This is a genomic window from Terrirubrum flagellatum, assembly GCF_022059845.1.
GTDB classification, from domain to species: domain Bacteria; phylum Pseudomonadota; class Alphaproteobacteria; order Rhizobiales; family Beijerinckiaceae; genus Terrirubrum; species Terrirubrum flagellatum.
Genome location: NZ_CP091851.1, coordinates 4,029,141 through 4,051,180, shown reverse-complemented (window position 1 = coordinate 4,051,180; position 22,040 = coordinate 4,029,141). Strand labels below are relative to the sequence as shown.

General features: G+C 64.3%; 22 protein-coding genes. 15 read left to right on the top strand and 7 right to left on the bottom strand.

Going from position 1 to position 22,040, the window contains the following annotated elements; genetic code table 11:
* Positions 1–91 precede the first annotated feature (91 nt).
* Positions 92–2,458 (top strand): methyl-accepting chemotaxis protein, encoded by a 2,367-nt coding sequence (locus tag L8F45_RS19465; protein WP_342359516.1) that lies wholly within the window; start codon positions 92–94, stop codon positions 2,456–2,458.
* Between the two features lie 192 nt (positions 2,459–2,650).
* Here L8F45_RS19465 and L8F45_RS19460 read toward each other — a convergent pair whose 3' ends face one another.
* The 4 genes from L8F45_RS19460 to L8F45_RS19445 all read right to left on the bottom strand — a co-directional run bounded on the left by L8F45_RS19460 (position 2,651) and on the right by L8F45_RS19445 (position 8,464).
* Entirely contained in the window at positions 2,651–3,706 is a 1,056-nt protein-coding gene (locus L8F45_RS19460) for a 2-oxoacid:ferredoxin oxidoreductase subunit beta (protein WP_342359515.1), read from the bottom strand.
* Positions 3,703–5,538: a 2-oxoacid:acceptor oxidoreductase subunit alpha gene (locus L8F45_RS19455; protein WP_342359514.1), complete on the bottom strand. Its 1,836-nt coding sequence runs from the start codon at positions 5,536–5,538 to the stop codon at positions 3,703–3,705. The genes L8F45_RS19460 and L8F45_RS19455 overlap by 4 nt, the downstream gene beginning before the upstream one ends.
* Positions 5,520–7,310, bottom strand: a complete 1,791-nt coding sequence (locus L8F45_RS19450; protein WP_342359513.1) for an FAD-dependent oxidoreductase — start codon at positions 7,308–7,310, stop codon at positions 5,520–5,522. Before L8F45_RS19450 ends, L8F45_RS19455 begins: the two co-directional genes overlap by 19 nt.
* 233 nt (positions 7,311–7,543) lie before the next feature.
* Complete coding sequence (locus L8F45_RS19445) at positions 7,544–8,464, bottom strand: hypothetical protein (protein ID WP_342359512.1); 921 nt, start codon at positions 8,462–8,464, stop codon at positions 7,544–7,546.
* Here L8F45_RS19445 and L8F45_RS19440 point away from each other — a divergent pair.
* From L8F45_RS19440 to trpB, 12 genes are all read left to right on the top strand, one after another.
* Positions 8,463–8,861, top strand: coding sequence for a FitA-like ribbon-helix-helix domain-containing protein (locus tag L8F45_RS19440; RefSeq protein WP_342359511.1), 399 nt, complete (start codon positions 8,463–8,465; stop codon positions 8,859–8,861). The two genes, L8F45_RS19445 and L8F45_RS19440, sit on opposite strands and share 2 nt — an antisense overlap.
* Positions 8,858–9,247, top strand: a complete 390-nt coding sequence (locus L8F45_RS19435) for a type II toxin-antitoxin system VapC family toxin (protein ID WP_342359510.1) — start codon at positions 8,858–8,860, stop codon at positions 9,245–9,247. Before L8F45_RS19440 ends, L8F45_RS19435 begins: the two co-directional genes overlap by 4 nt.
* A 292-nt stretch (positions 9,248–9,539) precedes the next feature.
* Positions 9,540–11,243: a 30S ribosomal protein S1 gene (gene rpsA / locus L8F45_RS19430; RefSeq protein WP_342359509.1), complete on the top strand. Its 1,704-nt coding sequence runs from the start codon at positions 9,540–9,542 to the stop codon at positions 11,241–11,243.
* A gap of 270 nt (positions 11,244–11,513) precedes the next feature.
* Positions 11,514–12,479, top strand: a complete 966-nt coding sequence (gene sppA, locus L8F45_RS19425; protein WP_342359508.1) for a signal peptide peptidase SppA — start codon at positions 11,514–11,516, stop codon at positions 12,477–12,479.
* Between the two features lie 21 nt (positions 12,480–12,500).
* Positions 12,501–12,788, top strand: a complete 288-nt coding sequence (locus tag L8F45_RS19420) for an integration host factor subunit beta (protein WP_342359507.1) — start codon at positions 12,501–12,503, stop codon at positions 12,786–12,788.
* A gap of 13 nt (positions 12,789–12,801) precedes the next feature.
* Complete coding sequence (locus L8F45_RS19415; RefSeq protein WP_342359506.1) at positions 12,802–13,137, top strand: lipopolysaccharide assembly protein LapA domain-containing protein; 336 nt, start codon at positions 12,802–12,804, stop codon at positions 13,135–13,137.
* 7 nt (positions 13,138–13,144) lie between these two features.
* On the top strand, positions 13,145–14,122 hold the full coding sequence (lhpI, locus tag L8F45_RS19410) for a bifunctional Delta(1)-pyrroline-2-carboxylate/Delta(1)-piperideine-2-carboxylate reductase (RefSeq protein ID WP_342359505.1): 978 nt from the start codon (positions 13,145–13,147) through the stop codon (positions 14,120–14,122).
* A complete protein-coding gene (locus L8F45_RS19405) occupies positions 14,119–15,012 on the top strand; it encodes an alpha/beta fold hydrolase (RefSeq protein WP_342359504.1) in 894 nt (297 codons plus the stop codon). The genes lhpI and L8F45_RS19405 overlap by 4 nt, the downstream gene beginning before the upstream one ends.
* A gap of 55 nt (positions 15,013–15,067) precedes the next feature.
* Positions 15,068–15,361: a hypothetical protein gene (locus tag L8F45_RS19400; protein WP_342359503.1), complete on the top strand. Its 294-nt coding sequence runs from the start codon at positions 15,068–15,070 to the stop codon at positions 15,359–15,361.
* Positions 15,362–15,423: 62 nt separating this feature from the next.
* On the top strand, positions 15,424–15,708 hold the full coding sequence (locus tag L8F45_RS19395) for a HepT-like ribonuclease domain-containing protein (RefSeq protein ID WP_342359502.1): 285 nt from the start codon (positions 15,424–15,426) through the stop codon (positions 15,706–15,708).
* Entirely contained in the window at positions 15,705–16,382 is a 678-nt protein-coding gene (locus tag L8F45_RS19390; RefSeq protein ID WP_342359501.1) for a phosphoribosylanthranilate isomerase, read from the top strand. The genes L8F45_RS19395 and L8F45_RS19390 overlap by 4 nt, the downstream gene beginning before the upstream one ends.
* Positions 16,379–17,593, top strand: a complete 1,215-nt coding sequence (gene trpB, locus L8F45_RS19385) for a tryptophan synthase subunit beta (RefSeq protein WP_342359500.1) — start codon at positions 16,379–16,381, stop codon at positions 17,591–17,593. The genes L8F45_RS19390 and trpB overlap by 4 nt, the downstream gene beginning before the upstream one ends.
* A gap of 220 nt (positions 17,594–17,813) precedes the next feature.
* Here the strand turns inward: trpB and L8F45_RS19380 are convergent, their stop codons facing one another.
* The 3 genes from L8F45_RS19380 to L8F45_RS19370 all read right to left on the bottom strand — a co-directional run bounded on the left by L8F45_RS19380 (position 17,814) and on the right by L8F45_RS19370 (position 20,111).
* Positions 17,814–19,103: an aminotransferase class V-fold PLP-dependent enzyme gene (locus L8F45_RS19380; protein WP_342359499.1), complete on the bottom strand. Its 1,290-nt coding sequence runs from the start codon at positions 19,101–19,103 to the stop codon at positions 17,814–17,816.
* Between the two features lie 111 nt (positions 19,104–19,214).
* Positions 19,215–19,481 carry a type II toxin-antitoxin system Phd/YefM family antitoxin gene (locus L8F45_RS19375; RefSeq protein ID WP_342359498.1) on the bottom strand — a complete coding sequence of 89 codons (267 nt, stop codon included), beginning with the start codon at positions 19,479–19,481 and terminating at the stop codon, positions 19,215–19,217.
* Positions 19,482–19,511: 30 nt separating this feature from the next.
* Positions 19,512–20,111, bottom strand: a complete 600-nt coding sequence (locus L8F45_RS19370) for a glutathione S-transferase family protein (RefSeq protein ID WP_342359497.1) — start codon at positions 20,109–20,111, stop codon at positions 19,512–19,514.
* Positions 20,112–20,240: 129 nt separating this feature from the next.
* Here L8F45_RS19370 and trpA point away from each other — a divergent pair, with 129 nt between their 5' ends.
* Both trpA and accD read left to right on the top strand, forming a co-directional pair.
* Positions 20,241–21,080: a tryptophan synthase subunit alpha gene (gene trpA / locus L8F45_RS19365; protein ID WP_342359496.1), complete on the top strand. Its 840-nt coding sequence runs from the start codon at positions 20,241–20,243 to the stop codon at positions 21,078–21,080.
* Between the two features lie 35 nt (positions 21,081–21,115).
* Positions 21,116–22,009: an acetyl-CoA carboxylase, carboxyltransferase subunit beta gene (gene accD, locus L8F45_RS19360; protein WP_342359495.1), complete on the top strand. Its 894-nt coding sequence runs from the start codon at positions 21,116–21,118 to the stop codon at positions 22,007–22,009.
* Positions 22,010–22,040 lie beyond the last annotated feature (31 nt).

Sequence of the window (22,040 nt, the reverse complement as noted above, 5' to 3'; positions counted from 1 at the left end):
ATGGTGCACAAAATATTAGGATAGAAACCGCAGAATCGCCGCGCTGATCCGGGCGCCAGACGCCCGGATTGTCGTAAGGGGCGCGGCGATCATGTCGATCCGGTTTTCCATTCGCAGTCTCGTGCTGGGCCTTGTGCTCGTCATGGGCGGGCTGCTTGGCGTCGTTGGCGTTCGCGATCTTTTCGACGCCTGGACCAGGCTCGACAACGCGCATCATGTCAGCGCGTCCGCAATGGTCGATCGCGATCTGCTCAACGCGCTGCAAGTGTTCCGCTCCGAGCGCGGCGACACTGCTGCGTCGCTCAGCCTCGACGCGGGTCAGTTGAGCGCAATGCGCGCCGTGATCGCCGAACATCGCAAGAAGGTCGACGCCGCTGTCAATGCAGTGCTGCCCCAGCTTGATCGGCTGCAGGGAGCGGCCGTAGCGGCTGCGGCGAACAATCTGAAGGCTGCCTATCGCGATCAGATGGCGCTGCGCTCCGTCGCCGACGACGCGTTCGGAAAACCGCAGAACGCGCGCGACAAGGCTCTCACCGCGACGGTGCTCCAGACCGGCGACAAGCTGCTCGCATCCTTCGACGCCGCTGCGGCGGCGCTCGAAGCGGACATGCGCCGCCTCAACCCTGAGGTCGGCGGGCTGATTGCGGTGAAGAACGCCGCCTGGACCTCGCGCGCGGTCGGCGGCGCCATCGCGGTCGCCATCAACTCGTTTCTGAGCAGCCGCTCCTTCATGCTGCCTGACGATATCGAGGCGTTGCAGATCAATCAGGGCCGCGTCAGCGCCAACTGGAAACTGGTGCGCGACGCCGCCGATCGTCCCGGCGCGCCTGTTGAAATCGCTGCCGCCGCAGACGAAGCGCAGAAGGATTATTTTTCGAACGAATTCACGGAGCGGTTGAAGAAGCTGCAGAATGCGCTGGCGACCGGTGATGATCCTCGCATCACGCTGCCGGAATGGCAGAAGATCATCACGCCGAGCCTCAACAAGATCACCGCAGTCGCTATGGCGGCGATGGATGTGGCTGTGAAAGTGTCCGAGGAAGGCGCCGCCCGGGCGCGCTCCAACCTGTTTGTCAGCGGTGGCCTGCTCGCAGCCACGATGCTGCTTGTTGTCGGCGGCTTCGTGCTCGCGCATTTCCGCATCGGCCGTCCGCTTGTCGCGATGACGGACGCGATGCGCGAACTGGCTGACGGCAATCTCGATGTGAAGCTGCCTGGCCTCGATCGCAAGGATGAGATCGGTCAGGTCGCGAATGCGGTCGAGCGCTTCAAGCTTCTGGCGGCGGAGAAGGCCCGGGAAGAAGCTGCGCTCGCCATGCGTCGCCAGCAGGAGGATTCGGAGCGCCAGGCGGCCGCGGCGCGCGTCGAAGCCGACGCGCAGGAGAAGGTCCATGCCCAGCAGCGCCGCGCGGCGGAGGAGCAGGCGCAGGTGATGCAGGCGCTGGGCGAGGGCCTGCGCAGCCTGTCGGCCGGCGATCTCACCTTCAGGCTGAGCGCTCAGGTGCCGGCCGATTACGAGCCGATCAAGGCTGACTTCAACGCCATGGTCGAGCGCATCGCCGAAGCCATGGCCGCGATCACAGCGTCGACCCGCGAGGTCTCGAACGCGTCAGGCGAAATCTCCGCCAGCACCACCGATCTCTCGCAGCGCACGGAAGAGCAGGCGGCGAGCCTCGAACAGACCTCCGCTTCGATGGAGGAGATCGCCGCGACGGTGCGCAAGAACGCGGAGAATGCGCAGACGGCCAATCAATCCGCGAATGGCGCGCGTGAAGTCGCCGAGCGCGGCGGCGCGGTGGTGGCGACGGCGGTCGACGCCATGGCGCGCATCGAGGAATCGTCACGCAAGATTTCCGACATCATCGGCGTCATCGACGAGATCGCGCGCCAGACCAATTTGCTCGCGCTCAATGCCGCGGTCGAGGCCGCGCGCGCCGGCGAGGCGGGACGTGGGTTTGCGGTCGTCGCGTCCGAAGTGCGTTCGCTGGCCCAGCGTTCGTCGCAGGCGGCGAAGGACATCAAGGAATTGATCGTTTCGAGCGGCGGCCAGGTGAAGGATGGCGTCAATCTCGTCAACCGCGCCGGCGCGGCGTTGTCGGAGATCATGGAATCGATCAAGGGCGTGACGTCGATCGTGGCGGACATCGCGTCGGCCAGCGCCGAGCAGTCGATCGGCATCGCCGAAGTCAACAAGGCGCTGCAGCAGATGGACGAGGCGACGCAGCAGAATTCGGCGCTGGTTGAGGAGAATGCGGCGACGGCCAAGACGCTGGAGAGCCAGGCCCGCGCCATGGACGGCCATGTCAGCTACTTCCGCATCGATGACGTCAGGAAGCCGGCTCCGTCACCACAACGCGTCGCGCCAGCGCGAGCAGCGCCTCCCGCACGCGCCGCAGTTCGCCCCACTCCACGCACGCAAGGCGCGCTTGCGGTCAAGGATGAGTGGGAAGAATTCTGAGAGTAGCGCGAGCCCGTGTCACCTAAAGCATGATGAATTTGGCTCGAATCCTTCCACCGTCATCCCGGGACGCGCGGCACGCGCGGGCCCGGGACCCATTGAGCCGCTGCACAATTGCCTGGGTTCCGGGCTCGCGCCTTCGGCGCGCCCCGGAATGACGGCGGAAATATTCAAAGCTAATCTCACCACGCTCTAGCGCAGGCTCGCATTGATTTTCGCCAGCGCCGCTGCGCCGGGAACGAGATCGCGATCGCCAAGCGCATTGAGCGGCTTCGTCGCGGTCCCCAGCCGGGCGTGCATGTCGCTCGGGGCTTCGTCGAGATAGATCAGCCCCGTGCCGATCTCGCCTTCATCCGCCAACCGGTGAAGATGCGTCAGCGCGGCTGAACGGTCATGGATGTCGTAATCGCCGGCGAGCTTGCGCAGCCGGATCGCGGAGCCGTCATGCAGCGTCACGTCCTGCATCGCGCCTTCGGCGTAGTCGGCCGTGATCGGCGCGCGGCCTGACAGGAAGTCGAGCGAGTTCAGCGCCGCATTGTGAGCGCGCACATAATCGAAGCTTTTCGTCGATCCCTCATGATTGTTGAAGGCGATGCAGGGTGAGATGCAGTCGATGAAGGCTGCGCCCTTGTGCTCCAGCGCCGCCTTGATCAGCGGCACGAGCTGGCCCTTGTCGCCGGAGAAGCTGCGCGCCACGAAAGTCGCGCCGAGCTGCAGCGCGATCGCGACCATGTCGATCGGGGAGTCCGCGTTCGCGACGCCTTTCTTGCTCTTCGATCCCTTGTCCGACGTCGCCGAGAACTGGCCCTTGGTCAGGCCGTACACGCCGTTGTTCTCGACGATATAGGTCATGTTGACCGCGCGCCGGATCGCATGAGCGAACTGGCCGAACCCGATCGAGGCGGAATCGCCATCGCCGGAGACGCCGAGATAGATGAGGTCGCGATTGGCGAGATTGGCGCCCGTCAGCACCGACGGCATGCGGCCATGCACGGAGTTGAAGCCGTGCGACTGGCCGAGAAAATAGGTCGGCGTTTTCGAGGAGCAGCCGATGCCGGAGAGCTTGGCGATGCGATGCGGCGGCAGGCTGAGCTCGAAGCAGGCGCGCATGATCGCCGATGAGATGGAGTCATGGCCGCAGCCGGCGCAGAGCGTCGAGATCGCGCCTTCATAGTCGCGATGGGTGAAGCCGAGATCGTTGATCTCGATCGCGGGATGGTGGAATTTCGGCTTCGCGAGATAGGTCACGACAGAACCTTTCTGGCTTCGGGCGTCGGCGCGCCGATTGTCTTTGATGCGATCGATGTCGCGATGAAGCGCGCCGTGATCGGCGTGCCGTCATAATGCAGCACGGGCGTGAGCTGCGCCGGGTCGACGCCGCACTCCACCATCAGCAGCGTGCGCAACTGCGCATCGCGATTCTGCTCGACCACGAACACCTGCTCATGGGCGGCGATGAAATCCGTCACCTCATGGCTGAAGGGGAAGCCGCGCACGCGCAGCGCGTCCACATGCACGCCGCGCTCGGTAAGCAGCAGCATCGCTTCATCCATGGCGAAGCTCGTCGAGCCGTAATGGATCACGCCGACGCGCGTCGGCTTCGCCGCCGGCTGCAAAACGGGCGCGGGAACATGGCGCTTCGCCGTGTCGAACTTCCTGAGCAGCCGCTCCATATTGTCTTGATAGGGGCCGCCTTCCTCGGTGTAGCGGGCGTAGCGGTCGCGCGAGGTGCCGCGCGTGAAGAACGATCCCTTGCTCGGATGCGCGCCGGGATAGGTGCGATAGGGAATGCCGTCGCCGTCGACATCGAGATAGCGGCCGAACTCCTTGCCGGCCTCGAGCTCTTCCGCCGTCATCACCTTGCCGCGGTCGAGATGGCGCTTGTCGTCCCACTCGAATGGCGCGCAGAGATGCTGGTTCATGCCGGTGTCGAGATCGAGCATGACGAAAATCGGAGTCTGCAATCGGTCGGCGAGATCGAACGCAAGCGCGCCGAACTCGAACGCCTCATGGGGTCCGCGCGGAAACAGCAGCACATGCTTGGTGTCGCCATGCGAGGCGTAGGCGCAAAGCAGAACGTCGGACTGCTGCGTGCGCGTCGGCATGCCGGTCGAGGGGCCGCCGCGTTGCACGTCGAAGATCACGGCCGGGATTTCCGCGAAATAGGCGAGGCCGAGGAACTCCTGCATCAACGAAATGCCCGGCCCCGAGGTCGCGGTGAAGGCGCGCGCCCCGTTCCAGCCGGCGCCGACCACCATGCCGATGGCGGCGATCTCGTCTTCCGCCTGCACAATGCCGTATTTCTTTTCGCCGGTGGCGGGATCGACGCGCAGCCGCCCGCAATAGCGCTCGTAGGCTTCGGCGAGCGAGGTCGAAGGCGTAATGGGATACCAGGCGCACACCGTCGCGCCGCCATAGACGGCGCCGAGCGCGGCGGCCGCGTTGCCTTCAACGAAGATCTTGTCGCCGATCAGATCGGCGCGGCGCACGCGAATGCCGAGCGGGCAGGAGAAATGCGTCTTCGCATAGTCGTAGCCCATGCGCAGCGCCTTGAAGTTCGGCGCGATCAGCTTCTCCTTGCCCTTGAACTGGTCGCCGATCAGCTTCTCCACTTCTTCAGGATCGATGTCGAGCAGCGCCGCGAGCGCGCCGACATAGATGATGTTCTTGAAGAGCTGGCGCTGGCGCGGATCGGAATATTCGCGATTGCAGATGTCGGTCAGCGGCATGCCGATGACGGTGATGTCCTCGCGCAGCTTGGACGCCGGAATGGGCCGCGAGGAATCATAGAAGAGATAGCCGCCGCTCTCGATCGATGCGACGTCCTTGTCCCAGGTCTGCGGATTCATCGCGACCATCATGTCGACGCCGCCGCGCGCGCCAAGATGGCCGGCTTCGGTGATGCGCACCTCGTACCAGGTCGGCAGCCCCTGGATGTTCGAGGGGAAGATGTTGCGCGGCGCGATCGGCACGCCCATCCGCATCACCGATCGCGCGAACAGCAGATTGGCGCTCGCCGAACCGGACCCGTTCACATTGGCGAAGCGGATGACGAAATCATTTACGCTCTCGATTGGCATGCATGCCCCGCCTGGGTGGTCTCGAGATAGAATTTCTGCATGTCCCACGCGCCGGTGGGGCATCGTTCGGCGCACATGCCGCAATGCAGGCAGACATCTTCGTCCTTCGCCATGATGCGGCCGGTCTTCAGCCCGTTGGCGACGTAGATATCCTGCGAAAGATTGGTCGAAGGCGCGCTGAGATGAAGGCGCAGCTCGCTTTCCTCGCGTTCCTCGGTGAAGGTGATGCAGTCGGTCGGGCAGATGTCGACGCAGGCGTCGCATTCGATGCAGAGCTTCGACGCGAACACGGTCTGCACGTCGCAGTTCAGGCAGCGCTGCGCCTCGGCGAAGGCGAGTTTGGGATCGAAGCCGAGCTCGACCTCCTTGCGGATGTCTTTCAGCGCGATCTCGTTCGCGACCGTCGGCACCTTGAAGCGCAGATCAGGCGCGATCGCATTGTCATAGGCCCATTCATGGATGCCCATCTTCTGGCTGACGAGATTGGTCGTCGGCGGCGGGCGATCCTTTACATCGACGTCGCGGCAGAACGCGTCGATCGAGACCGCGGCGTCATGGCCGTGCGCCACGGCCCAGATGATGTTCTTGGGGCCGAAGGCCGCGTCGCCGCCGAAGAACACATTCGGCCGCGTCGACTGAAACGTCGTCTTGTCGAGTTCAGGCAGACCCCATTTGTCGAATTGGATGCCGATGTCGTGCTCGATCCACGGGAATGCGTTTTCCTGGCCAACGGCGATCAGGACATCGTCGCATGCGATCGTGACGTCGGGCTCGCCCGAGGCGACGAGATTGCGCCGGCCCTTCGCGTCATATTCGGCCTTCACCTTTTCGAAGACCATGCCGGTCAGGCGGCCCGTCTCGTGCAGGAATTCCTTGGGCACGAGATAATTCAGGATCGGAATGCCTTCATGGATGGCGTCTTCCTTCTCCCAGGGCGACGCCTTCATCTCCTCGAAGCCGGAGCGCACGACGACTTTCACATCATCGCCGCCGAGGCGGCGTGAGGAACGGCAGCAATCCATCGCGGTGTTGCCGCCGCCGAGCACGATGACGCGCTTGCCGATCGATGTGGTGTGGCCGAACGAGACGCTGGACAGCCAGTCGATGCCGACATGGATGCGCGCGGCGGCTTCCTTGCGTCCGGGAATGTCGAGATCGCGGCCGCGCGGCGCGCCGGCGCCGACGAAGACCGCATCGAATCCTTCAGCGAGCAGCGCCTTCAGGCTGTCGATGCGTTGACCTGCGCGAAACTCGGCGCCGCCTGAAAGCGCGTAGCCGATCTCTTCATCGATCACGCTGTCGGGCAGGCGGAATTTCGGAATCTGGCTGCGCATCATGCCGCCGGCTCTGGCGTCGCCATCGAACACGACGACTTCGTAGCCAAGCGGCGCGAGATCGCGCGCGACGGTGAGCGAAGCGGGGCCTGCGCCGACGCAGGCGACGCGTTTGCCGTTGCGCTTTGAAGGCGCTTTCGGAAGATGCGCGGAAATGTCGCTTTTATAATCGGCGGCGACGCGCTTCAGGCGGCAGATCGCGACCGGTTCTTCCTCGACGCGTCCGCGCCGGCAGGCCGGTTCGCAGGGACGATCGCAGGTGCGGCCGAGAATGCCGGGAAAGACGTTCGACTTCCAGTTGATGAGATAGGCGCCGGTATAGTCGTTGGCTGCGATCCTGCGAATGTACTCAGGAACCGGAGTGTGGGCGGGGCAGGCCCACTGGCAGTCGACAACCTTGTGAAAGTAACTTGGATCAGTCGTATCCGTCGGCGTCACCCATTCCTCCTTGGAGCAACGGAGCCGACCGAAGCGCGCGGCGAGCGTGTGAGCCGATCGGCGGACTGGCGGCCGGATGTGTCCCCGGTCAGTCAGTCTGGAACCAGTCTGAACAGAAAAGATCAGGCGTGTCGATGACACGCACGCATATTTGTTCGCCGACTTTTGGCTAAAGCACGGCTATTTCATGAGGCGATTGCAGCGCGGCGAATGATGCCGCGCTGCAGCAATCGTCAGGACGCTTTCGGCAGATCGATGACGGCGCCGGGCCGCGTCGGATCAAGACGGAACGTCGGCTTGCGCCGCGCCTTGTTCTCGCGCTTCACCATCTTGGTGTTGCGCAGCGCTTTCTGCAGCACCGCCTTCGTCCAGAAGGATGGGCCGCTGATCGAGCGGCTGCGCGGATTGAGACCGAGCTTTGCGCGCATGATGCCGTTCGCCATGGTGACCATGTGCGTGCGGCGTATCTCATCTGTGAAATATTCAAGCGTCATCGACACGTTCAAACAGTCGTGATTGTCGACGCGATGCGGCGCGTTGAGCTGCCAGTGCAGCATCTGGCCGGGGTCGAGATCATAGACGCTGGCGTAATCATCATACCAGGGCTCGTAAGGCATGTTCATCTCGACGCCGGTGAGCGCGATGCCTTCCACATGCTCGGGACGCAGGAACGGCGCCGCCGGCGGATAGACATAGACGCGCTTCCTGCCGCGGATCTGCCAGAGCGACTGGCCGGGCAGATCGGCGTGATAGACGGTGCGCGAATTCGGCGACGAGATCAGGATGCCCATGGTGCGCGACAGCGTGTCGAAGCCCGGCATGCGCGCGGAGAATTCGGCGAAGATCTCGTCGAGCAATTCGCCATAGCGCTTGTCGACGGCGGGCGCGTTGCGAAGGTTGATCCAGACGCGGCTCCTGGCGATCGCGTCGATGACCTCGGCGCCTGAGAGCCCGCCGAGCTCGCCTTCGCGATAGTCGCTGCGGGCGCGGCCCTGCTCGCCCCACTCAACCAGGCTGTAATTCTCGCGCGGATAGATCTCGATGAGGCGGGCGAGCGCCGCGTCGCTGAACAGCTCATGCTGGTGCAGCCGATGGGCCAGGCGCTGGGGCGCTTCGCCCCAGACGAGGCCGTTCTGGGGCTTCCAGTCGCTCATGATCGGGTTGTCCAACACCGCTCTCTCCCAAAATGGCACAGTGGGCGGTTGCGGCGGGTCCTTTTGGGGCCGCCTGACGCCCGATGCCCGGGAGGTGGGCAAGCGGGGCGCCAGCGAGCGAACCGTATTCCTTGACATGTGCAGCACATGTAAATATCTAAACCGCATGCACCGAATGGTCCAAATCCGCAATGTTCCGGACGAGTTGCACCGCAAGCTGAAATCTCGTGCGGCGCTCGCCGGCATGTCGCTGACGGATTACCTCTTGCAGCAGATGCGTCAGATCGCCGAGCAGCCCACGCTCGAAGAGATGCTCGAGCGTCTTCGGAGCCGGTCGCCGACCAATCCTTCCCTCTCGTCAGAAGATGCGGTGCGCGCCGAGCGCGACAGCCGTTGATCGTTGTCGACGCCTCGGTTTTGGTCGAGGTCCTGCTGCGCAGGGCGGATGCGCCGAAGATCGAGCGACTGCTGTTCAGCGGGAGAGTGCTCCACGCGCCGCACCTCGTCGATATTGAAGCGACGCAGGTGATCAGACGCCATGTGCTGATGGGCGAGGTCGACCGGGCGCGCGGCCGCGAAGCGATCAACGACTTGTCGGACTTTCCTATGCGGCGCCATTCGCATACTTCGCTGCTGGCGCCTGTGTGGGAGCTCCGCGACAATCTGACCGCCTACGACGCAGTCTATGTCGCACTCGCGAAGGCGCTCGATGCGCCCCTGCTCACGCGCGACAGGCGTCTCGCCGCGGCGGCGGGCCATCACGCCCGGATCGAACTGGTCTGACGAAACGGCGCCGGCGTCGGACGCTTCCGCTTGCCCTCTGAGGCCGCCTCGCCTATAGGACCGCCGTCGCGCGGTCGGCGGCAGGGTCATTGAACCCTCAAGCCAATCCAAAGCCGCAGCGGCTATTCACAGATCTTCGCATCGCCGGTCGAAAGCGCCGGCTTCGCTTTTCCGGGAGCTTTGGCTCGCCGGGAGCGTTGAGCCTGATGGGTCGCCGCCATCGGGCGCGGCGGCGCAGAGATCAATGCAACACGAGCCCCGGCGCCGCCAAACCAGGCGAACAGGAATTCAGATGTCCACTTCTTCCAGTTTCTCGCCCTCGCGCGAGGATTTCGCCGCGCTTCTCGCGGAAAGCTTTACGACGCACGACACCCAGGAAGGCTCCGTCATCAAGGGCAAGGTCGTCGCGATCGACAAGGACATGGCCGTCATCGATGTCGGCCTCAAGACCGAAGGCCGCATCGCGCTGCGTGAGTTCACGGGCCCCGGCCGCGATCAGGAAATCAAGGTCGGCGACACCGTCGAGGTCTATCTCGAGCGCGTCGAGAACGCTCTCGGCGAAGCCGTCATCTCGCGCGACAAGGCGCGCCGCGAGGAAAGCTGGGTCAAGCTCGAGAAGAGCTATGAAGCCGGCGAGAAGGTCATGGGAACGATCTTCAACCAGGTGAAGGGCGGCTACACCGTCGATCTCGACGGCGCCACCGCGTTCCTGCCGCGCAGCCAGGTCGACATCCGCCCCGTGCGCGACGTCGGCCCGCTGATGAATCAGGCCCAGCCCTTCCAGATCCTCAAGATGGATCGCCGTCGCGGCAACATCGTCGTGTCGCGCCGCACGGTCCTCGAAGAGACCCGCGCCGAGGCGCGCTCCGAGCTCGTCGCCAACCTTGAAGAAGGTCAGGTGATCGACGGCGTGGTGAAGAACATCACCGAATACGGCGCCTTCGTCGATCTCGGCGGCATCGACGGCCTGCTGCACGTCACCGACATGGCGTGGCGTCGCGTCAACCATCCGTCCGAGGTCGTGAACATCGGCCAGACGATCAAGGTGAAGATCATCAAGATCAACCACGAGACCCATCGCATCTCGCTTGGCGTCAAGCAGCTGCAGGGCGATCCGTGGCAGGGCATCGAGCAGCGCTACCCCGTTGGCGCGAAGCTCAAGGGCCGCGTCACCAACATCACGGACTACGGCGCGTTCGTCGAACTGGAGCCGGGCATCGAAGGCCTCATTCACGTCTCCGAAATGTCGTGGACGAAGAAGAACGTCCATCCCGGCAAGATCATCTCGACCTCGCAGGAAGTCGAAGTGGCCGTGCTGGAAGTCGATCCGGTCAAGCGCCGCATCTCGCTTGGTTTGAAGCAGACGCTGCGCAATCCGTGGGAAGTCTTCGCCGAAGAGCACCCCTCGGGTTCGGTCGTCGAAGGCGAGGTCAAGAACAAGACCGAATTCGGTCTGTTCATCGGTCTCGAAGGCGACGTCGACGGCATGGTCCATCTGTCGGATCTCGACTGGAACCGTCCGGGCGAGCAGGCGATCGAGGACTTCAAGAAGGGCGACGTCGTCAAGGCTGTCGTGCTCGACGTCGATATCGAGAAGGAGCGCATCTCGCTCGGCATCAAGCAGCTTGGCGGCGATCCATTCGCGGCCGCGGGTGAACTGCGCAAGGGCCAGATCGTCACCTGCGAAGTGCTTGAGGTGAAGGATTCGGGCATCGAGGTCAGGCTCACGGGAACGGATCTCAATTCGTTCATCCGTCGCGCCGAACTCGCGCGCGATCGCGCCGACCAGCGTCCGGAGCGTTTCGCTGTCGGCGAGAAGGTCGACGCCCGCGTCACCCAGTTCGATCGCAAGGCGCGCCGCGTGTCGGTGTCGATCAAGGCGCTCGAAGTGCAGGAAGAGCAGGAAGCCATCGCGAACTACGGCTCGCAGGATTCCGGCGCCTCGCTCGGCGACATTCTCGGCGCCGCGCTCAAGAAGGCCGAAACCAAGAAGTGATCATAAGCGCCCGTTTCAGGCGGGCCTGGATTTGCAAGCCGGGGCGGTCAACCGCCCCGGCTTTTTCATGCGTGGTTTCAGCTTGCCCGCGAGGCGATGCGCGCAGGCGGATTGGCCGGCGCGCGCGCGGCCTTCTGACGAGGATCGCCAGAAGGCGGGAATCTGATCGATTCCAGAAGTTTAGAGCATAGCCGTCGCGAAAAACCGGTTTCCCCTTTTTGGCGCCATGCTCTATGAGTTGACGACAACAGCGCCGGACCTCGCCCGCCAATGAGCATGACCGCCGATTCCATTCTTGACCGCCGGCGGCTGCGCCGGTCGCTGACGCGCTGGCGCGTGCTGGCGATCCTCGCGATCATCCTCGCGGTCGGCGTCGGCGGCTACGCCTTTATGCGAAGGGCGGGCGTCTCGACGGCGGTCAACCATATCGCCCGCGTGACGATTTCCGGATTCATTTCCGGCGATCGCGACACGCTGACGATGCTTGAAGATATCGGCAAGTCGCAGGCGAGCGCGGTCGTGCTGACGATCGACAGTCCGGGCGGCACAGCCGCCGGCGCCGAGGCGCTCTATAACGGCATTCGCGATCTTGCGGCGAAGAAGCCGACCGTCGCCGTCGTGCAGACCATCGCCGCCTCCGGCGGATATATCGCTGCGATCGGCGCCGATCGTATTTTCGCGCGGCGCAATTCCTTCGTTGGCTCGATCGGCGTCATCATCCAGTTTCCCGATCTGACGAAACTGCTCGACACGGTCGGCGTGAAGGTCGAGGAGGTGAAATCCTCGCCATTGAAGGCCGCGCCGAGCGGTTTGACGCCGACGAGCGAGGAGGCGCGCCGCGCGCTGCAGTCGCTGATCTCGGACTCCTACGCCTGGTTCCGCGATCTCGTCCGCGCCCGCCGCGGCTATGACGAGGCCGGCGTGACGGCGGTCGCCGACGGCCGCGTCTTCACCGGCGGGCAGGCGGTCGCCAACAAGCTCGTTGATGCTCTGGGTGAAGAGAAAGACGCGATCGACTGGCTCGTCGCCAATCGTAATGTCGCGAAAGACCTGCCGGTGCGCGACTGGCGGCCTCAGCGCGGGGGAAGCTACCGCTTCTTCTCCGTCAGCGCGGCGGCGATGCGACTTTTTGGCCTCGATCAGCTCGCTTCGATGGTCGATCGCGCGGGGCTGTCGGGCGAAACAATCACGGGCGGCGGGCTGCTTGCCCTCTGGCGCCCGACCATGGAACAGTAAGACGGCATTTGGGGGCGACGAATGATCAAATCCGAGCTTGTGCTGCGGCTGTCGGAGCGCAATCCGCATCTCTACCAGCGCGACATCGAAAATGTTGTCAACACGATCCTGGACGAGATCACCGACGCGCTGAAACATGGCGACCGCGTCGAGCTGCGCGGGTTCGGCGCTTTTTCGGCGAAGGAGCGCGATGCGCGCGTCGGCCGCAATCCGCGCACCGGCGCGAAGGTCGAAGTGTCGCAGAAGCTCGCGCCGCAGTTTCGCGCCGGCAAGGAAATGCGCTACCGGCTCAATCCCGACGGATTGTGATTCCTAACCCGCAATGACGTGGCTGCGCTCCGCCCTGAAACTGATCCTGTTCGCGCCGATCGCCGCGATCGTGATTTTGTTTGCGATCGCCAATCGCACGGCGGTGACAGTCTCTTTTGATCCCGTGTCGCGCGACGCGCCTGCGCTCGCCTACACGTTGCCGCTCTATCTCATCGTGCTGATCGCCATCGCGATCGGCGTGATCGCCGGCGGCGTCGGCGCCTGGTTCGCGCAGGGTCGTCACCGCAAGGCGGCGCGAATGCTGAAGCGCGAGGCGCACGGGCTGCGCGCCGACGCCGAGCGTCTCAAGGCGTCTCTGGCGGCGCGGCCGTCGCTGCCTTCTTCCTGAGGCGTCAATGCGGATTTTCAGCGCCGCCGACGTCGACGCCGCCCTCTCGCCGCGCGCCATGATCGACGCCATCGGCGAGGTGTTCGCGGGGCGGCTCGTCGCGCCGCAGCGCCATCATCACGAAATCCATCGCGACGGCGCGGACGCTGCGCTGCTGCTGATGCCGGCCTGGACGGAGAAAGGCGCGAAGCCGTCCTTCATGGGCGTGAAGATCGTCTCGGTCTTTCCCGAAAACGCGAAGCGCTCGATCGCCAGCGTGCAGGGCTCCTACATCCTCAACGACGGCGAGACCGGCGCGCCGCTCGCGATCATCGATGGCACGCGTCTCACGCTTCACCGCACGGCCGCCGCTTCGGCTTACGCCGCGCAGCATCTGGCGCGCCGCGACGCGCGCATGATGGCGATGGTCGGCGCCGGCGCGCTGAGCGCTCCTCTCATCCGCGCCCATTGCACGGCGCGGCCTTCGTTGCGCCATGTCTATCTCTGGAACCGCAATCCCCATCGCGCCGTCGAAGTCGCGGCCGAGCTCGACCGCGATCCGCTGCTCGCCAATGTCACGATCGATGCCGGCGCCGATCTCGAAGGCGCCGTGCGCGAGGCCGATGTGATCTCCTGCGCCACGATGGCCAAGGAGCCGATCGTGCGCGGCGTCTGGCTGAAGCCGGGCGCGCATCTCGATCTCGTCGGCGCCTATAATCTTGCGATGCGCGAGGCCGACGACGAAGCGCTTCATCGCGCCAGCGTCTTCATCGACACGCCGGCGGCCACGGTCGAGGGCGGCGATGTCGCGGTGGCGATCAAGGCGGGCGCCTATGCGAAAGAACGCGTCAGCGGCGATCTCGCCGCGCTCGCCGGCGGCATCCACAAAGGCCGTGCCCATGACGAAGAGATCACGCTCTTCAAATCCGTCGGCGCGTCAATTGAAGACCTCGCCGCCGCGATGCTGGTCTGGCGCAGCGCCGAAGCGGGAGCGCGCGCGACGTGACGCCGCCCGTCGTCGCAAGCGCGCGGCCGCGCGAATTGCTGGCGCGCAACTGGGACGGCTTTCTCAGGGTTCCCGCACGCCAGCATCGCATCGCCGGCGGCGGCGGATGCGGCCTCAACGTGATGGATTTCGGACCACTGGAGGCCCCGCCGCTGCTCTTCATCCATGGCTGGTCGCAGAGCTGGATGTGCTGGATGAAGCAGATCGAGGGTCTGTCCGACCGTTTCCGCGTCGTGTGCCTGGACAGCCGCGGGCAGGGCGATTCCGACAAGCCGTTCGGAGACGAGCATTACAACGACAGCGCCTTGTGGGCCGACGATGTCGATGCGGTGATCCACGGGTTGAAACTGCAAAAGCCTGTGCTCAACGGCTGGAGCTATGGCGGGCTCGTGCTCGGCGATTATCTCGCGCTGCGCGGGACGGACGACATCGCCGGCGTCCATTTTATCGGCGCGGCCGTGATCAATGGCGGACGGCTGCCGTTCTTCGGTCCGGCGCTGCTCCGGCGCGTCCCGAAGATGTCGCAGCCGAACGCCGCGATTGCGATCGAGCATGCCAGAAAATTCGTGCGCGAATGCACGGCCGTCCCCTCGCAGCGCGAGGTGTTCGAGACCGCGCTCGCCTGGACCATGCAGACGCCGGCTCACGTCAGGCTGTCGCTGGTGAAGCGGAAGCTCGATTTCCGGCCCACGCTGGCGACGCTCAAAATTCCCGTGATGGTGTCGCAGGGGCTGCTCGATCAGGTGATCCTGCCCGCCATGGCCGACGAGATCGTCAAGGCCGCGCCCCATGCGATCCATTCCCGCTATGACCGGATCGGCCATATGCCCTTCCTTGAGGACCCCGAGCGCTTCAATCGCGAACTGGCGGGGTTCGCGTCCGGCCTCTGACCGTGCCTCGCGGTGGCCTTGCTTTGCTGCTAAAAGGATGGCTGGAGCAAAAACAGTGAACGCCCCCTTCATCCCGCCGAACCTGCTGCGGTTCCATTTCGACGCGATTGAGCGAAAGTTTCCGCTCAAGATCGTCGGTCTGCTGCCGCGCGGTTTCGCCAACCATGTCTCCGGCGAGGATGTCCTCGATCTGCTGGTCGAGAAGACTGAGGGCCTGAGCTACTACGGGCTTTTCGCGGCGGAGCATGAACTGGCCGAACGGCTTGGACGGCCGGTCGGCATGCTGCTCCGCAGTGGCCTCAAAGGCCGTGAAGCTGACGAAGCTGACGCGGCGGTCCGGGCCGTATGAGCAGATCGACTGTCGAATTTCTGACCGATGCGCGTGAGCATGCGGTCCGTGGGCGGGTGTATGTGGCTGACCTCGCCGCTGAGGCCCTTGCTGAGCCCGGCGTGGAAAGGGACGCCTTTCTTTATTGTCTTATTGCGATCGGGGAGGCGGTGAAGAACATTCCCGCAGCCGTACTGTCGATGGAGGGCGACATTCCATGGCACGCCGCGGTTGCAACGCGAAATTTCGTTGCCCACAATTACTGGCGCATCGATGGCGTTGTGCTGCAAAAGATCGCGGTTTTCGATCTTGAGCACTTCGTGGCGGCGATCGATCGCCTGATCGACCGCGTCAAAGGCAGCGCATGACGCTCCCGGTCAAAATCTGCGGCCTCTCCACGCCCGAGACGCTCGACGTCACGCTTGACGCCGGCGCCGACATGATCGGGCTCAATTTCCACCCGAAGAGCCCGCGTTACGTCACGCCCGATCAGGCCGCGGCGCTGGCCGCCCGGGCGCGCGGCGAGACGCGGATCGTCGCTCTGGTCGTTGACGCGCCAGACAGCCTCCTCGCGGCCCTCAGGAAGGCCGTGGGGCCCGATCTCTGGCAGCTCCATGGTTCTGAGCCCCCGGCGCGGATAGCCTCTCTGCGGGCCTCCCAGGCCGGTCTGGCGATGAAGGCGATCGGGGTGTCGGAAGCGGCCGACGTCGCCCGCGTCGCGGACTACGCCGCCGTCGCCGACCACATTCTGCTCGACGCCAAGCCGCCGAAGGACGCCCTCTATCCCGGCGGCCATGGCCGGACATTCGACTGGACCCTTCTCAAGGCGCTTGGCCCGGCCCAGCCCTTCATCCTCTCGGGCGGCCTGACGTCGGAGAATGTCGGCGACGCGATCGCGACCGTCCGCGCCATGGGTCTCAATCTCGCCGGCGTCGACGTCTCGTCTGGCGTCGAAAGCGCCCCCGGCGTAAAGGACCCGGCGAAAATCAGAGCCTTCATCGCCGCGGTCCGCGCGGCGTCATCCGACACGAGCAGCGCATGAACAGCCCCGTCCGCCCCAACAGTCTCCGCCAGGGTCCCGACGCGACGGGCCATTTCGGAAATTTCGGCGGCCGCTTCGTCGCCGAAACGCTGATGCCGCTCATCCTCGATCTCGAAAAGGCTTACGCGGAAGCCAAGGTCGATCCCGCCTTCCAGGCCGAGATGGCGTCGCTGATGACGCACTATATCGGCCGGCCTTCGCCGCTTTATTTCGCCGAGCGCATGACCGAAAAGCTCGGCGGCGCGAAAATCTATTTCAAGCGTGAGGAGCTCAACCACACCGGCGCGCACAAGGTGAACAATGTGCTCGGCCAGATTTTGCTGGCGCGGCGCATGGGCAAGCCGCGCATCATCGCCGAGACCGGCGCCGGCCAGCATGGCGTGGCGACCGCGACGCTCTGCGCGCGCTTTGGCCTGAAATGCATCGTCTATATGGGCGCGGTCGATGTCGAGCGGCAGAAGCCGAACGTGTTTCGCATGAAGCTGCTCGGCGCCGAGGTGGTGCCGGTGCAGTCAGGCACGAAGACCTTGAAGGACGCGATGAATGAGGCGCTGCGCGACTGGGTGACCAATGTTGCCGACACCTTCTACTGCATCGGCACGGTGGCGGGGCCGCATCCCTATCCCATGATGGTGCGCGATTTTCAGAGCGTGATTGGCAGTGAAACCCGCGAGCAGATGATGGCGGCGGAAGGCCGTCTGCCGGATTCGCTTGTCGCGGCGGTTGGCGGCGGCTCGAACGCCATGGGCCTGTTCCATCCCTTCCTCGATGACGAGCAGGTCGAGATCTACGGCGTCGAGGCGGCGGGCCATGGGCTGACGCAATTGCACGCGGCGTCGATCGCCGGCGGCCGCCCCGGCGTGCTGCATGGCAATCGCACTTATTTGCTGATGAACGAGGACGGGCAGATTCAGGACGCGCATTCGATCTCGGCCGGCCTCGATTATCCCGGCATCGGCCCGGAACATTCCTGGCTGCATGACATCAAGCGCGCGCAATATGTCTCGATCACCGACAATGAGGCGCTTGAGGCGTTCAAGTTCTGCTGCGAGCTCGAAGGCATCGTGCCGGCGCTGGAGTCGGCGCATGCGGTAGCGCAGGTGATGAAACTCGCGCCGAAAAAGCCGAAGGATCATCTCATGGTGATCAATCTGTCGGGCCGCGGCGACAAGGACATCTTCACGGTGGCGGAGCATCTCGGCGGGATGTGAGCGGTTATCGGGAATCCGCGTCGGCGATTCCGAAAATATTCTCCACCGTCATGGCCGGACTTGTTCCGGCCATCCGTATCTTCCCTTCTGCAATAAAAAGACGTGGATGCGCGGGCCTTCGCCGCGCCGAAGCGGCTTCGGCCGCGCAGGCGGGACAAGCCCGCGCATGACGCGCGTTCAAATGGAGCGCTACTTTCCGATCGTCAGATGTCGCTGCGCCTCACGCCTTCGCCAGCGCCCGCAGCGCCGCCGAAAGCTTGTCACAATCGGCCTCGGTGATGAACGGCGCCGGCGTCACGCGGATGGCGTGGCCCTTGGCGATGCCGGCGCGGCGCACCGTCATGATCCCGTGCTGATCGCGCAGCGCATTGACGATGGCGTTGTTGGCGTCGGCCGTGGTTTTGCCGGCGAAGCGGAACGAGGTGATGCCCGCGGCCATCGAGGGATCGTCAGGCGTCAGGATTTCGAGATTGGGAATATCGCGCGAGGCCTTCACCCAGCGGTCGCGCAGATGGCGGAAGCGCGCTTCCTTCGCCGCCGGTCCGATCTCCTGATGCAGCTTCAGCGCCGTCGGCACGGAGAGGAACGTGGCGAAGTTCGTCGTCCCGGTATGCACGCGCGAGCGCACGTCGTCCGGCTTGAAATCCTCATCGCCATAGGCGCGGTCGATGTCGGCGAGGCGCGATGCTTTGATATAAAGCGCGCCGGCGCCGAGCGGCGCGCCGATCCATTTGTGCAGGTTGAAGCCGACGAAATCGACGCCGAGATCGGCGACCTTGAAATCGATCTGGCCCCATGAATGCGCCGCATCGACGATGACGTCGACGCCAGCCGTGCGCGCCATGGCGCCGATCTCCTTCACCGGGATCATCAGGCCGGTGCGGTGGCTGATATGGGTAAGGAGAAGAAGCTTCGTCGTCGGATGCCGCCTGAGCTGTTCTTCATAGGCGGCGAGCACATTGGCGCGCGTCGCGGGCTCAGGGATCGCGAATTTCACCAGCTCGACGCCGCGACGGCCCTGCAGCCAGGTCATCGCATACTGCATCGAATCGTAATCGAGGTCGGCGTACATGATCTTGTCGCCGGGCTTGAGCCTGTTGTAGCCGGCGATGAGAAGCTGCAGCGCTTCGGTCGCGCCGCGCGTCAGCGCGATTTCTTCCTTTGCGCATCCCAGCGCATTGGCGACCTCGACGCGCACCTCCTCCAGCGCTGCCCCGCCTTTCGGCCGCGCCCACACCGTATTCTCGAAATTGACGAAATCGCTGAGCCGCTTGAACTCCTCGCGCACCGGCTCCGGCATCACGCCCCAATAGCCGTTTTCGAAATTGGTGATCGAGGGCGACACCTTGTAAAGCGCGCTGACCTTCTCCCAATAGCCGGCGTCAGTCGCAACCGACTGGGTCGGGATCGGCGGCAGCGTTCGCTCCGCGCTTGCGGCGATCTGCGAGATGAGAGGCGCGGCGGCTGCGGCGCCAAGGAAGCTGCGACGATCGAGCGAGAAGGCGCCCATGGCTGATCTCCGGAGAAAACGTCAGCGGGCTAGCCTCGGATGACAACGGTCTTGTGACGGAGAGCCGCAGGCGCAACGGAATCGGCTGACGCTCAGCCTGCTGCTTATGTCTCAAGACTTGGGCTTGTTCTCGATGGCGGTGAATAACTCGCCGATGGCGCGGCTATCCGCGTCGAAGTCGTCTCGCGCCATAGGCGCGAAACGACCAGCGAGCAATCCGAGGCGTTGACCCGCACCCCGGTTATCCGAGATCGGAACGAGCCTTGCGGCGCGTTTGCGATTTCGAACGATCACAACCTCCGAAATTGAGCCGTCTTCGACTTGCTTCACAAGACGAGACAGTTTCGCTCTTGCCTCGGCAAGCGTCACCACGGTCATGAATCTCGCTCCGGCTTGGCGCACGCCGATTTACGCCCCTTTCTCATTGATTTCGTTCGCGCGCCTGATCGCCGGCCGGGCGAGGCAGCGGGCGATATAGGCTTCAAAGCTCGGTTTCTTCTCGAAGATCTTGAAGACGTCGACGGCGAAATGCAGGTCGCAGCCGATCAGCACGTCGGCGGCGGTGAACTGATCGCCGAGCAGCCACGGTCCCTTCTGCAGCGCCTGATCGAGCGCTTCGATCACCAGCGCGTGGCTGCCCCAGCTCACGGTCGATTTCGGCAGTTCGAGCTTGGCGAATTTCTCCAGGATCGCGCCCTCGATGACAGGCGAGAAGAACAGCCATTTGAGATAGGGGCCGCGCCTGGGATCGCCGATCGCAGGCGCCAGCTTCTTTTCGGGATAGCGGTCGGCGAGATAGGCGATCACCGCGCCGGATTCGCTGACGATGACGCCGTCATCGTCAATCGCAGGCACTTTCCCCAGCGGGCTGATCGCCCGATAGTCCGGCTTGTCCTGCGCGCCGCTCCGGATGTCGATCAGCACGCGCTCATAGGGCTCGCCGATCTCCTCCATCATCCACAAGGCGCGCATGGCGCGGCTATTGGGCGACCAGAACAGCTTCATCACGCTCTCCTCACTAGAACATATCAAGAACATTACGTTGGGCCATTCGCCCTGTCCAGAAGAGTTTCGCCGGCGTCCCCCCTGTGCTAGCGACCGGCCCGCGCTACATCAGGCTTACATTCGGACCATCCGATGACAGATCGCATCACCGCCGCCTTCGCCCGCGCCCGCGCCGAGAATCGTGCCGCGTTCGTGACCTATGTTATGGCGGGCGATCCGGACCGTGAGACCGCGCGCGCAATCCTCAAGGGATTGCCCAAAGCCGGCGCCGACATCATCGAGTTCGGCATGCCCTTCACCGATCCCATGGCGGACGGCCCGTCGATCCAGGCCGCCGGCCTGCGCGCGCTGAAAGCCGGCCAGTCGCTGAAGAAAACGCTCGAGGATGTGGCGGAACTCAGAAAAACGAACGACAGCGTCGGCGTCGTGCTGATGGGTTATTACAACCCGATCTATATCTATGGCGTCGAGAAATTCCTTGCCGACGCCAAGGCCGCCGGCGTCGATGGTTTGATCGTCGTCGATCTGCCGCCGGAAGAAGACGAAGAGCTTTGCCTGCCGGCGCTGAAGGCCGGCGTCGCCTTCATTCGCCTGGCGACGCCGACGACGGATGACAAGCGGCTGCCTGCGGTTCTCAAGAATACGTCCGGCTTTGTCTATTACGTCTCGATCACCGGCATCACCGGCGCGGCGACGCCCGATTTCAACGTCACGGCCAATGCGGTTGCGCGCATCAAGCGCCACACCGCGCTGCCCGTCGTCGTCGGCTTCGGCGTCAAGAACGCGCAGCACGCCGCGGCGGTCGCGCGCGGCGCCGATGGCGTCGTCGTCGGCACGGCGCTGATCGATGCGCTGAAGGCGTCGCTTGATGCTGAAGGCAAGGCCACGGAAAAGACCGTTTCCGCCGTCACCGATCTCGTATCCCAGCTTGCGGCCGGCGTGCGTTCGGCGCCGAAATCCGCAGCGGCCTGACAAGCGCGCTCGCCGAGTTCGCTGAGGAGCATCCCATGAACTGGATTTCCGACGTCGTTCCCCCGCGCATCAAGACGCTGTTCAAGCGCGAGACGCCGGAGAATCTCTGGATCAAATGTCCTGACACCGGCCAGATGGTGTTTCACAAGGATGTCGAGGCGAACGCCTGGGTCATCCCCGGCTCCGATCATCATCTGCACATCAGCTCGACCCAGCGCCTGAAGCTGATGTTCGACGAGCAGACCTGGCTCGATGTTGCGCTGCCTCGGGTGCCGGACGATCCGCTGAAATTCCGCGACAGCAAGCGTTACTCGGATCGCCTGAAGGAGGCGCGAACCAAAACCGGCTTGCAGGACGCGTTCAAGATTGGCTTCGGCCGCATTGAGGGCCAGCCGATCGTGATCGCAGTCCAGGATGTGGCGTTCATCACGGGATCGCTGGGAACATCAGCGGGGGAAGCCTTCATCAGGGGCGCGCAGACGGCGATTGAGAAAAAGTCGCCCTATGTCGTGTTCGCCGCCGGCGGCGGCGCGCGCATGCAGGAGGGGATCCTGTCGCTGATGCAGATGCCGCGCACCACCATCGCGGTGCGCATGCTGAGGGAGGCGAGGCTTCCCTATATTGTCGTGCTGACCAATCCGACGACCGGCGGCATCACCGCATCCTACGCGATGCTCGGCGACGTCCATCTCGCCGAGCCCGGCGCGCTGATCGGTTTCGCCGGCCCGCGCGTGATCGAGCAGACCATTCGCGAGAAGCTGCCTGAAGGCTTCCAGCGCTCGGAATATCTCAGGGATCATGGCATGGTGGACATGGTCGTCCATCGCCGCGACATGAAGGCGACAGTCGCGCGCCTGTGCCGCCTGCTGATGAAGCTGCCGCCGCGTCAGATCGAAACGACGGAGCCGGCTCCGGCCGAAGCCGCCTGACGGCGTTGCGCCGCAGGGCGCAGCTCCGCTT